At 72.8% G+C, this 12,136-nt stretch carries 8 protein-coding genes; 2 read left to right on the plus strand and 6 right to left on the minus strand.

The window, feature by feature from the left end; translation table 11 throughout:
- Nucleotides 1–86: 86 nt before the first annotated feature.
- The 3 genes from Q2K16_RS12795 to ppdK form a co-directional block, all read right to left on the minus strand.
- The gene (locus Q2K16_RS12795) at nt 87–920 is read right to left on the minus strand and encodes a siderophore-interacting protein (protein ID WP_302745618.1); all 834 of its coding nucleotides are present in this window, start codon (nt 918–920) and stop codon (nt 87–89) included.
- Between the two features lie 197 nt (nt 921–1,117).
- Nucleotides 1,118–2,401: a deoxyguanosinetriphosphate triphosphohydrolase gene (locus Q2K16_RS12800; RefSeq protein ID WP_302745619.1), complete on the minus strand. Its 1,284-nt coding sequence runs from the start codon at nt 2,399–2,401 to the stop codon at nt 1,118–1,120.
- Nucleotides 2,402–2,546: 145 nt separating this feature from the next.
- Complete coding sequence (gene ppdK, locus Q2K16_RS12805; protein WP_302745621.1) at nt 2,547–5,276, minus strand: pyruvate, phosphate dikinase; 2,730 nt, start codon at nt 5,274–5,276, stop codon at nt 2,547–2,549.
- 281 nt (nt 5,277–5,557) lie between these two features.
- Here ppdK and Q2K16_RS12810 point away from each other — a divergent pair, with 281 nt between their 5' ends.
- On the plus strand, nt 5,558–7,357 hold the full coding sequence (locus tag Q2K16_RS12810; RefSeq protein ID WP_489671916.1) for a beta-N-acetylhexosaminidase: 1,800 nt from the start codon (nt 5,558–5,560) through the stop codon (nt 7,355–7,357).
- Nucleotides 7,358–8,311: 954 nt separating this feature from the next.
- Entirely contained in the window at nt 8,312–8,968 is a 657-nt protein-coding gene (locus Q2K16_RS12815) for a C39 family peptidase (protein ID WP_302745623.1), read from the plus strand.
- Nucleotides 8,969–9,109: 141 nt separating this feature from the next.
- Here Q2K16_RS12815 and dusB read toward each other — a convergent pair whose 3' ends face one another.
- The 3 genes from dusB to Q2K16_RS12830 form a co-directional block, all read right to left on the minus strand.
- On the minus strand, nt 9,110–10,279 hold the full coding sequence (dusB, locus tag Q2K16_RS12820) for a tRNA dihydrouridine synthase DusB (protein WP_302745624.1): 1,170 nt from the start codon (nt 10,277–10,279) through the stop codon (nt 9,110–9,112).
- Between the two features lie 93 nt (nt 10,280–10,372).
- Entirely contained in the window at nt 10,373–11,173 is an 801-nt protein-coding gene (locus tag Q2K16_RS12825; protein WP_302745626.1) for a hypothetical protein, read from the minus strand.
- A 25-nt stretch (nt 11,174–11,198) separates the two neighbouring features.
- Complete coding sequence (locus Q2K16_RS12830) at nt 11,199–12,134, minus strand: hypothetical protein (protein ID WP_302745627.1); 936 nt, start codon at nt 12,132–12,134, stop codon at nt 11,199–11,201.
- Between the last annotated feature and the right edge of the window lie 2 nt (nt 12,135–12,136).

The raw sequence follows: 12,136 nt of genomic DNA on the forward strand, positions 1-12,136 counted from the left end.
GCCCACACCGCCACCGACCACGGAACGGACGCGACGGCGGGGTCGGCGCGGCCGATGGTGGCGGCGCGCGGCACGGCAGGGCCCGGTCAGCCGACGGCGGCGGCCTCCTCGGCCTCGACCTGCCGGTTCCAGTCCGGCTTGGTGGAGCGCCAGCCCTCGTCGTCCATGCCCTGCCGCCAGTAGCCGGAGATCGACAGCGCCTCCCGGGGCACCGACCGCTCGACCCGCAGCAGCCGGCGCAGCTCCTTGACGAAGGTGGCCTCGCCGTGCACGAAGGCGTGCACCCGGCCGGGTGGGAACTCCAGCTCCCGCACGGCCGCGACCAGGGCCTCGCCGACCGGTCGGCCGGCCCGGTGCAGCCAGGTCAACGCCACCGCGCCGGGGCTGGGCAACGACTGCTCGTCGGCCGGGTCGGCGATCTCGACCAGGACGACCGCCGGGGCGCCCTCGGGCAGCCGCTCCAGCGCCACGCCGATCGCCGGCAGGGCGCTCTCGTCGCCCACCAGCAGGTGCCAGTCCGCCGTCGGGTCCGGCGCGTACGCCCCGCCGGGGCCGACGAACAGCACCTCGTCGCCGGGACGCAGCCGGGCCGCCCACGGGCCGGCCAACCCCTCGTCGCCGTGGTGCACCACGTCGATGGTCAGCTCGCCGGCCGCCGCGTCCCAGGCCCGCACCGTGTACGCGCGCAGCCGGGGCCACTGCTCCCGGGGCAGCTCCCGCTTGACCGCCGTCAGGTCCAGCGGCCTCGGCAGGTCCACCCCCTCGGGCGGAAAGACCAGCTTGACGTAGTGGTCGGTGAACTCCCCCACCGGCAGCCCGGCCAACTCCTCCCCACCGAGAACGAGCCGGACCAGGTGCGGGGTGGGCCGTCCGGTCCGCACCACCCGCGTCGCAGTAACCATCTTGGAGCGCTCCGCCATAGAACTAAGGCTACCCTAACTCCCCGCCCACCCCGCCCCCACCCACCCCACCAACCCGGTGACCAAGAGGTTCGCGTCAATCCAGTGATCAACTTTGACGCAAACCTCTTGATCCTTTGACGCGAACCTCTTGATCACCGGGGCCGGCGGCCGGGGCGGGCGGCGAGACCCGGCGGGCGGAGGGATGGGACCGGTGTTCAGGTGAGGTGGGTGTGCCAGGTCAGGGCGGCGGGGTCGGTGAGGGAGGCGACCTGGTCGATGACGACGCGCAGCCGGGCGGGGTCGTCCCCGGCCTGCCGCCACAGGGGGGCGAAGACCGGGTCGAGGGCGTCCGGGGCGCGGTCGGCGAGCACGGTGACCAGTTCGGTGAGCACCTCCCGCTGACGGTCGTAACGGGCACGGGCCTCCGGGCGGCACATCACGTACCGCCAGGCGATGCCCTTGAGCAGGGCACACTGCGCCCTGATCCGGCGCGGCACGACCAGGTCGGCGGCGTAACGGCGGTGCGGGCCGGAGCCGAAGCGGTCCCGGGTCGCCCCGACCACCGTCGCCACGAACCGGCCGGTGAGCACACTGGTGGTGGCCTTGAGGGCGACCTGTGCCCGGTGGCTGCCGTCGTACCCGGCCAGCGGGGTGAGCGCCGGGTCGGCGAGCAGCTCGACGAGCACCCCGCCGAGGTCGTCCGGGGACTCCCCGGAGTAGACGGCGGCCACGTCGACGCAGAGCGCGGCACGTTCGTCCGGGTCGTGCAGGAGGGGACGCAGCGAGACGTAGCCGCCGTGGATGCCGTCCTCGACGTCGTGCACCGAGTACGCCACGTCGTCGGCCCAGTCCATCACCTGCGCCTCCAGGCAGCGGCGGGCACCACCGGACGGGTCGGGATCAGCGGGGGCGGGACTGCCGGCGCGCAGCCAGTCGAAGACCGGGCGGTCGTCGCCGTACACGCCGAACTTGCGCAGCCCGGGGCGACGGGGCCACGGGTACTTGCTGACCGCGTCGAGGGCGGCCCGGGTGAGGTTGAGCCCGGCCGGGCTGCCGTCCGGGGCGAGCACCTTCGCCTCCAGCCGGGTGAGCACCCGCAGCGTCTGCGCGTTGCCCTCGAAGCCGCCGCAGGAGGCGGCGAGCCCGTCGAGGGTGTCCTCGCCGTTGTGCCCGAACGGCGGGTGCCCGAGGTCGTGGGCCAGCCCGGCGGTGTCCACCAGATCCGGGTCGCAGCCGAGCCGGGCCCCCATCTCCCGGGCGATCTGGGCCACCTCCAGCGAGTGGGTCAACCGGGTACGCAGGAAGTCGTCGGTGCCGGCCACGTGCACCTGGGTCTTCGCGGCGAGCCTGCGGAACGCCGCCGAGTGCAGCACCCGGGCCCGGTCCCGCTCGTACGGGGACCGGCCGTGGCCGGTGTCCTTGGGCGTCTCCTCGACCCACCGTTGCGCGTCGGCCGGGTTCCCGTCGACGCCGGGTGGCCGGGCGGGCGGTTCCACCATCCGGCCTCCCCTTCACGTCGTACCCCATGGTCGCGGGAGCCCAGGTTACGCCGCACCGCGCCGGAAGGCGCGCGCACCGGGGACCCCTGCGGCCCGGCCGGGCGTCGACGCCCACCGGCGGCGGGCCGGTGGGCGTCGCGGGCGGTCACCGGCTGTCGGAGCCGGTGGTCTCAATGGCGGCCCGGCCGGCCTCCAGCCGGGCGACCGGCACCCGGAACGGCGAGCAGGAGACGTAGTCCAGTCCGACCTCGTGGAAGAAGTGCACCGAGTCGGGGTCGCCGCCGTGTTCGCCGCAGACGCCGAGCTTCAGCCCGGGGCAGGCGGCCCGGCCCTCCTCGGCGGCGATCCGGACCAGCCGGCCGACCCCGTCGCGGTCGATCGACTCGAACGGGGAGATGCCGAAGATGCCCAGTTCGAGGTAGCGCCAGAAGAACGCGCCCTCGACGTCGTCGCGGGAGAAGCCCCAGCCCATCTGGGTGAGGTCGTTGGTGCCGAAGGAGAAGAACTGCGCCGCCTCGGCGATCTGGCCGGCGGTCAGCGCCGCCCGGGGTACCTCGATCATGGTGCCGATCAGCACCTCGACGCCGCTGTCCCCGACCACCTCGGCGATGATCTTCTCGGCTTCGGCGCGTACCGTCTCCAGCTCCTGGACCGCGCCGACCAGCGGGACCATGATCTCCGGGCAGGCCGTGCCGCCGTCGCGGGTGACCGCGACGGCGGCCTCGGCGATCGCCCGGACCTGCATCGCGAACAGGCCGGGGATGACCAGGCCGAGGCGCACGCCGCGCAGGCCGAGCATCGGGTTCTCCTCGTGCATCCGCCGGACGGCGGCGAGCAGCGCCTCCTCCTTGGCGACGTCCTCGCCGCGTTCCTGGGCGACGGCGACGTTGACCGCGAGCTGTTCCAGCGGGGGCAGGAACTCGTGCAGCGGCGGGTCGATCAGCCGGACGGTGACGGGCAGCCCGGCCATCTCGCGGAGGATCTCCACGAAGTCCTGGCGCTGCAGGGGAAGCAGTGCGGCGAGCGCGTCGGTGCGCTCGGCGTCGGTGGCGGCGAGGATCAGCCGTTCGACAAGTTCCCGCCGGTCGCCGAGGAACATGTGCTCGGTGCGGCACAGGCCGATGCCCTCGGCGCCGAAGCGCCGGGCGCGGGCCGCGTCCGCCCCGGTGTCGGCGTTCGTCCGCACGGCCAGCCGCCGCCGCGCGTCGGCGTGCGTCATGATCCGGTGTACGGCCCGGACCAGCGCGTCGTCGGTCCGTTCCGGGTCGAGGGCGCCCTCGAAGTACTGCACCACCTCGGACGGCGTGACCGGCACCTCGCCCAGGTAGACCTTGCCGGTGGTGCCGTCGATGGAGACGACGTCGCCTTCGGAGACGGTGTGCCCGCCGACGGTGAACCGCTTGGCCGGCACGTCGACCTCGATCCCGTCGGCCCCGGAGACGCAGGTCTTGCCCATTCCCCGGGCCACCACGGCGGCGTGGCTGGTCTTGCCGCCGCGCGAGGTGAGGATGCCCTGGGCGGCGATCATGCCGTTGAGGTCGTCGGGGTTGGTCTCCCGGCGGACCAGGATCACCGACCTCCCCTCGGCGGCCAACTCGACCGCGCGGGCGGAGGTGAAGACCACCGCGCCGGAGGCGGCCCCCGGGGAGGCCCCGATGCCCTGGGCGACCGCCTCGAACTCGTGGTCGAGCTGGAAGCGGGGGAACATGAGCTGGGCGAGCTGCGCGCCGTTGACCCGGTGCAGCGCCTCGTCGAGGTCGATCAGGCCCTCGTCGACGAGCTGACCGGCGATGACGAACGCGGCGGCGGCGGTGCGCTTGCCCACCCGGGTCTGGAGCATCCAGAGCTTGCCCCGCTCGATGGTGAACTCGATGTCGCAGAGGTCCTGGTAGTGCCCCTCCAGCCGGGCCATGATGGCGAGCAGTTGGTCGTAGGAGGTCTTGTCGAGCCGTTCCAGTTCCTGCAACGGCACGGTGTTGCGGATGCCGGCGACGACGTCCTCACCCTGGGCGTTGGCCAGGTAGTCGCCGTAGATGCCCTGCGCGCCGCTGCCCGGGTCGCGGGTGAAGGCGACGCCGGTGCCCGAGTCGGGGCCGAGGTTGCCGAAGACCATCGCCACCACGTTGACGGCGGTGCCCAGGTCGGCGGGGATGCGCTCCTGGCGGCGGTAGAGGATCGCCCGCTCGGCGTTCCACGACTCGAAGACCGCCCGGATGGCCAGGTCGAGCTGTTCGCGCGGCTCCTGCGGGAACTCCCGCCCGGTGTGCTTGGCGAAGATCTTCTTGTACGTCTCGACCAGCCCGCGCAGGTCGTCGGCGTCGAGGTCGAGGTCGTCGTGGGTGCCCTTGGCGCGTTTGGCCTCGTCGAGGGCGTGTTCGAACTCCTCGCCCGGCACCTCGCAGACCGTCTTGCCGAACATCTGGATCAGCCGGCGGTAGGAGTCCCAGGCGAACCTGTCGTTGCCGCCGGAGGCGGTCGGATCCGCGCTGCCGCCCGCCTGGCGGGCGAGCCCTACGACGCTGTGGTCGTTGAGTCCGACGTTGAGGACGGTCTCCATCATGCCGGGCATCGAGAACCGGGCGCCGGAGCGTACCGAGACCAGCAGCGGGTCCTGCGGATCGCCCAGGCGTCGACCCATCGCGCGTTCCAGCGCCTCCAGGTGGGCCTCGATCTGCCCGGCCAGCCCGTCCGGTTCCCGCCCGGTCGCCAGGTACGCCTGGCACGCCCCGGTGGTGATGGTGAAACCCGGTGGCACCGGCAGGCCGAGATTGGTCATCTCGGCGAGATTGGCACCCTTTCCACCGAGCAGGTCCTTGAGATCCTTGTTGCCCTCGGCGAAGTCGTAGACGTACTTGTCCGTCTCGTGCGCTGTCACCAGAAGCCTCCCACGCGCGCCGGAATTGACACTTAACGAAGGTTCAGTTCTGACTTACCCCGGGGCCGACCACCGGCAATCCGGCCTGGTCAGCGTTCGGTGGGCGAAGGTTAAGCGAACATCGGGTGGGCTGGGACCGTTCGGTGACAATAGGCACAGCCGTCACGACTATCCGCGTTCACGCAGGTTTCTGGGAACGCTTCCACGAGCACGATCACGCAATTCCGGTTCCTCCTCGTACTCTTGACATCACCCGTCGCGTCAAACCTGACCTTTGCCATATCCCTCGCGAATACACCCCCCGGAGCCGCCCCGTGTCGCGTACCCCACGTTCCGGCGTCGCCCCCGTCCCCGGGCAGCCGCCGCGCCCCGACGCCGACCCGACCCCGGCCGCCCCGCCCACGGGCACGCCGGCCGCGGGCACGCTGGCGCGCAGCGCCGCAGAGGCCGCCGGGCGGCTGCTCACCCCGCCGACGCTCGGCCTGGGTGACGTGGTGCCGGCGCCCGCGTCGGTCCGGCCGCGGCCGGCCGCCGACTTCGTCCTCCCCGCCGACGCGGCGGTACGGGTCAGCGCCGACGCGGGCGCCCGGGAGGTCGCCGGGCACCTCGCCGAACTGCTCCGCCCGGCCACCGGCTACCCGCTCCCGGTCGCCGACCTGCCGGGCGCCCCGGGCCCGCTCCAGCTCACCCTCTCCGCCGCCGCACCGCACGGCCCGGCAGCGACGGTGTCCGGCGACGCCGAGGGCTACCGGCTCGACGTCGACCCCGACACGGTACGGATCACCGCCGGCACCGCCACCGGCCTGTTCCACGGCGTGCAGACGCTGCGGCAACTGCTGCCGGTGGCCGTGGAGAGCCGGACCCCGGTGGCGCAGCGCTGGGTGGTGCCGGGCGGCACGATCGTCGACCGGCCCCGCTTCCCCTACCGGGGCGCGATGCTCGACGTGGCACGGCACTTCTTCGGCGTCGAGGACGTCTGCCGGGTGATCGACCACCTGGCCCGCTACAAGCTCAACCATTTGCACCTGCACCTCACCGACGACCAGGGCTGGCGGATCGCCGTCGACTCCTGGCCCCGGCTGGCGACCGTCGGCGGGCGCACCGCGGTCGGCGGCGGCCACGGGGGCTGGTACACCGCCGCCGACTACCGGCGCATCGTCGCCTACGCCGCCCGGCGGCACGTCACCGTCGTCCCCGAGGTGGACCTGCCCGGCCACACCAACGCGGCCCTGGTCGCGTACCCCGAGCTGGCCCCGGACAAGGTCGCGCCGCCGCCGTACACCGGCACCGAGGTCGGTTTCAGCCACCTCGACCCCGCCGACGAACGCACGTACGACTTCGTCGCCGACGTGCTCGGCGAGGTGGCCGCACTGACCCCCGGTCCGTGGCTGCACATCGGCGGGGACGAGGCGTACAAGGTCAAGGGGGCGGCGTACACCGGCTTCGTGGAGCGGACGCAACGGATCGTCGCCGGGCTGGGCCGCACCGTGGTCGGTTGGCACCAGATCGCCCCCGCCGGGCAGGTCGACGGCCGGGTGCTCCAGTGGTGGGGCACCGACGGCGACGAGCCCACGGTGGCCGAGGCGGTACGCCGGGGTGCCCGGGTGATCCTCTCCCCCGGCAACCACGCCTACCTGGACATGAAGTACGCCCCGGACACCCCGATCGGGCACGACTGGGCCGGCCTGATCGACGTGCACCGGGCGTACCACTGGGACCCGGCGACCCACCTGACCGAGGTACCCGCCGAGGCGGTGCTGGGCGTGGAGGCCCCGCTCTGGACGGAGTCGGTGACCTCGCTGGCCGAGATCGAGTTCCTGGTCCTCCCGCGCCTGCCCGCCCTCGCCGAGGTGGCGTGGTCCGCGCCGTCGGTCCGGAGCTGGACCGGCTTCCGGGAGCGGCTGGCCGGCCACGGCCAGCGCTGGCGCACCGCCGGCATCGCCTTCCACCCGTCCCCGGAGATCCCCTGGCCGACCGCGCCGGCCGGGCCGCATCTCCCCGACGCCGCAGGTACGCACCGGAATCCCACCCCCGGCCAGCCCGCACCGGGCCGGGACACCACCACACCCGCCACGCCTTGACCAGACGTCACCCCGAACCCGCCGCTCAACGTCCCGACCTCCCGGCACAGCGGCACCCCAGCCCAACGGACTCTCCGGCACGGCGAACCTCCTGCTCGGGAAGCTCCGGCGCAGAGATCTCGGGCATCGGCGTTTCCGGCACGACGAATTCTCCGACCTGCCGGAGGATCGCCCGCCGACCCTCCGCCGCCCCACCTCCGATCACCGCCAGTCCCTTCCGACCCGAACAGCCACCCAAATCACACAGAGTAACCATCCCCGGACCATGATCAGAGACCATCTGCACCCCACTCACCCCGACCCACCCTGAGCTGCGCATTCCCGTCGCCTTCCGGCACCCACCACATACCTCCCGCGAACGCTTTGCTCTGCTGCTCCATACGCACCGGGCACACGGAGTGACTGTCGCGGAGAGGGCAGCAGAGCAAAGCGTGTGGAGGGGTACGTGGCATGGAGGGTGGATTGTGACTTTGAGTGACCGGGCGGTGGGTTGCCGACGGGGGTCGTCGGTAGCGGGGTTGCGATGACGGATCGGCCCACCGGCGGGTGACGGGGGCCACCCGTGGGGCGGAATCGTGGGCCGGCCGGGGTCGTTACACCTGGTATCCGCGATCGCCCCGGCCGGTCGCCAGCCCGGCCCGGCCCGGTCCGGTCCGGTCCGGCAGGGCGGCGTTGCGCCATCCGGCACCCGGCCGGCAGAGCCGAGCCACCCGGGCCGGCACGGTCCGCCCGGGCCGGCGCGGCTCCCGGACGTGACCCGCGACGCACGTCACCCCCACCACCCGGTCGACGACCGTGGAATGCCTGAACCGGCGACCCGGTTGTGCCTCCCCGACCGGCGTCCCGCGATCGCCGGTCCGATCTTCCTCTTCACCTGCCGAAGTGGCACCACCACGTCGCCGCACCCCCTGCGGGACGCGCCGTGGCACCCCCGAGATGCAGAGGAGCACCATCATGCGTACCGACATCCTGCGTAGGACCGTGCTGACCGCTGCCGGCCTGGCCGTCACCGCCGGTGGCATCGCCGGCCCCGCGCTGGCCGCGCAGGCCGCCGAGACCACCCGGCCCGCCGCCGTCGTGCAGACCGACCGCAAGCCCGCCGGCGAGCGCGAGCTGAAGGTCGACTACGCCGCGCAGCCCAACTTCTACTACTGCGGCCCGGCCGCCACCCGCAACGCGCTGAGCGTCCAGGGCAAGAACATCGACGTGGACGCCATGGCCAAGGAGATGGGCACCACCGAGAGCGGCACCGACAGCATCAACGACATCACCCCGATCCTGAACAAGGAGATCGGCCGCAAGGACGCGTACCGCAGCACCGAGATCCCGGCCGGCAAGGTCGACGGCAAGCGGATCGACAGGCTGCGCGCCGACATCGTCCGGGCGGTGGACGACGGCCGCGCCGTGGTCGCCAACATCGCCGGCACCGCCACCGACACCGACGGCAACACCCACTCCTTCGAGGGCGGGCACTACATCAGCGTCGTCGGGTACCGCGACGGTGGTCGGGTCGTGACGATCGCGGACTCCGCCAACCCGGACACCGCCTCCTACCGGGTCGACGTCGGCGAGCTGGCCCACTGGATCGCCAGCCGCGGCTACGCCTCCTGACCCGTCCCACCGGTCATGCGCAGGGCCGCCCCCTCGGGGGTCGGCCCTGCGCCGTCGGCACCGCCGGACGGCGGACGACCCCAGCCGGCGGGCGACCCCGGGACGGCGGACGGCTCCCGGCCGGCAGACGGCGACCGGGCCTCAGCCGCCCGAGTCGTCCAGCTCGGCGCCCTCGGGGACGGTGTCGTCGTCCCGGCTGTCCAGCCAGCCCTCGGGCAGGAAGACCTTGCCGGGAGAGTTCGTCCGGCCGCGCGGCTGACCGAGGGCGGCAACCGGGAACGGTTCGCCCGCGTCGAGCTTGCCGAGCAGGTCGTCGAGCTGGGCCAGGCTCTCGATCATGGCGAGTTCCCGGCGCAGCTCGCTGCCGACCGGGAAGCCCTTCAGATACCAGGCGACGTGCTTGCGGAAGTCGGTGCAGCCGTCCCGCTCGCCCCGGGCCGGGGTACGCGAGCCGGCGGTGAACTGGTCCACCAGCAGTTCGGCGTGCCGCCGCATGGTCACGGCCACCTCGCCGAGGGTCGGCAGCCGACGCTCCGGCCGGCCCTCGAACGCGGCCTGCAGGTCGGCGAAGAGCCACGGCCGACCCAGGCAACCCCGGCCGACCACCACCCCGTCCACCCCGGTGTGGGCCACCATCCGCAGCGCGTCGTCGGCCTCCCAGATGTCGCCGTTGCCGAGCACCGGCACGTCGAGCGCCTGCTTGAGGGTGGCGATGGCGTCCCAGTCGGCGGTGCCGGAGTACCGCTGCGCGGCGGTCCGCCCGTGCAGGGCCACCGCCGCCACCCCGGCGTCCTGAGCGGCCAGCCCCGCCTCGACGTACGTCAGGTGGTCGTCGTCGATGCCCTTGCGCATCTTCACGGTAACCGGCACCCCGGCGGGTGACGCGGCGTCCACCGCGGCCCGCACCAGCCGGGCGAACAGCCGCCGCCGCCACGGCAGGGCCGACCCGCCGCCCCGCCGGGTCACCTTGGGCACCGGGCAGCCGAAGTTCAGGTCGATGTGGTCGGCGAGGTCCCGTTCCACCACGATCCGCACCGCCTGGGCGGTGATCTCCGGGTCGGTGCCGTAAAGCTGGAGGCTGCGGGGTCGCTCGTCGACGCCGAAGGCGATCATGCGCAGCGTCTTCGGGTTCCGCTGCACCAGCGCAACCGTGGTGATCATCTCGCAGACGTAGATGCCGCCGCCCTGCTCGCGGCAGAGCTGCCGGAAGCCGACGTTGGTGATGCCGGCCATCGGGGCGAGCACCACAGGCGGCCACACCTGGTGGGGGCCGATGGTGAGCGGGCGCAGGACCGCAGCGGGAGAGGTCACGTACCCAAGAATCCCATGCCGCCCCCGCCCGGTGGCCGCCGGTGGCCGGTCGCCGCCGCGACGGTAAGCGAACCCGCATCCGACGGCGACCGGTCAGGAGCCGGCCGGCTCCGAGAGAATCAGCCCGGACACGTCGACGATCACCGCAGCGTTGCTGTTGACGTAGACCGCGAAGCTCAGCCCTTCGCCGTTGTACGCGCCGAGCTGCACCTCGACCAGGTTCGACAGGATCTGGTTCGGACCCCACCAGTTCACCGACGAGGTCTTCGGCCGTGCGATCGACGAGCTGTGGGTGATCAGCACGCCAGACGAGATCGTGCCCGCCACGGTGACGTTGACGTAGGCGGCGGTGGCCCGCTCGGCGAGCGCCGGCGGGACATTACGCACGGTGAGGTGGATCGTCTTGCCGGCGTTGAGCTTGCCAGCCGTCACCACCGACGTGGGGCTCACGATGTTGTGGGTGTAGCTGATCAACGAGCGGGTGTCGAGGATCCGCATCGGGGCAACCGCCACCGTACTGTTGGCCCAGCGCGACGTGTTGACGTAGGCCTTCGTCCCACCCTTGCCACCGATCACCAGGTCGCCGGCCGGCGTGAGCGCGAGCGACCCGGTGGGCAGGTCGGTCGGAATCGCGGCCTCCGGGGTCGGCGTGAGCACCAGCGGCGGGTTACCCCCGGCCTGGGTGAGCGCCAGGGCCGGGTTGGCCGAGGACCCGCCGACGAGCAGGGTCTCCGCGGTGCCGGCATCATTGACCTGCCCGATCCGCACCGCTTCGCCCATGGCGGCGTTTGCCGGGGTGGAGACGACGGTCGCCGCACCGACGCCCACACCGGCCACCACGCCCGCCTTGATGATCCGACGTCGGGTCGGCGACGAGTTCCCGTCGGCGCTCATGCTGGTGTTCCCCTCAGCTGCGCGGTCACACACCGGTCCGCACCTTCCGGTCGGCCCGCTCGGCGGCCGTCCTGATCTCACGGGCCCGCACGTCGGCGGTGCCCGAACCGGCGGCGCGTCCCGTCCGGTCCCCCTCCGGGTCGTTGATGACGGCGGCATCCGGATGCCAGACCAGTAGTCCGGTCACGTCGAGGATCACCGCGGCGGCGCTCTTCTGCACGTAGATCGCGACGACGTCCTCGTAGTACTCGCCGTTGACGGTCTCGTAGCCGCCCAGTTGGGTGAGCACACCGTTGGAGAGCAACTGTCCGGCACTCCACCAGTTGATCGTGGAGGCGTTGGGCAGGTCGCCCCGGCCGAAGACCGTCGCGAAGCCGCCCTTCGCAGTCTTGGCCACGGTGACGTTGCCGAACAGTCCGTCGCCATACTCCACGATGTCGCGCAGGTGCACGACCAGCAGGGTCTCTGCGGCGGCCCGGCCCTGCGAGTCGATCCGCTGCGCCCCCTCCAGTAGCCGGGCCCGGCCGGCCGAGGAACGGGTGTCCAGGATGCGGGTGGGCGGGATCGGCACCAGCATGGTCGAGTTCGCCGTGGTGTGCGCCTCGTATGTCCGGACGTTGCCGTTGGCGTCGGTGGCCAGCACGCCCAGGCCCTTGACCGTGGAGATCACCCCACCGGCCACATCCTGATAGTTGCTCTTGCGCTGCACCTGTAGTGGGGCACCGGTGCGGTTCTGCAGGGTCAGCGCGCAGGCACCGTCGGGTGCCGCGGTTCGCAGCGTCGTGGCGGCAGAGCCCTGATTGGGCAGGCCGATGGTGAGTGGTTCCCCGTTGGCCGCCGCGGCCGGCGCGGCGTTCGCCGCGGTGACTGCGGTGCCGGCGACCGCCGCGCTGCCGGTTACCGCGGCCCGCCGCAACAGGGTGCGCCGGGCCGTGGACCGGTCTGACTCGGACGTGGTCATCT

Source organism: Micromonospora cynarisoli (assembly GCF_030518815.1).
GTDB lineage: Bacteria > Actinomycetota > Actinomycetes > Mycobacteriales > Micromonosporaceae > Micromonospora > Micromonospora wenchangensis.

Coding starts and splice junctions, on each gene's coding strand:
- Q2K16_RS12795 (WP_302745618.1), bottom strand. CDS start 920: ATGGCGGAGCGCTCCAAGATGGTTACTGCGACGCGGGTGGTGCGGACC.
- Q2K16_RS12800 (WP_302745619.1), bottom strand. CDS start 2,401: ATGGTGGAACCGCCCGCCCGGCCACCCGGCGTCGACGGGAACCCGGCC.
- Q2K16_RS12815 (WP_302745623.1), top strand. CDS start 8,312: ATGCGTACCGACATCCTGCGTAGGACCGTGCTGACCGCTGCCGGCCTG.
- Q2K16_RS12825 (WP_302745626.1), bottom strand. CDS start 11,173: ATGAGCGCCGACGGGAACTCGTCGCCGACCCGACGTCGGATCATCAAG.
- Q2K16_RS12830 (WP_302745627.1), bottom strand. CDS start 12,134: ATGACCACGTCCGAGTCAGACCGGTCCACGGCCCGGCGCACCCTGTTG.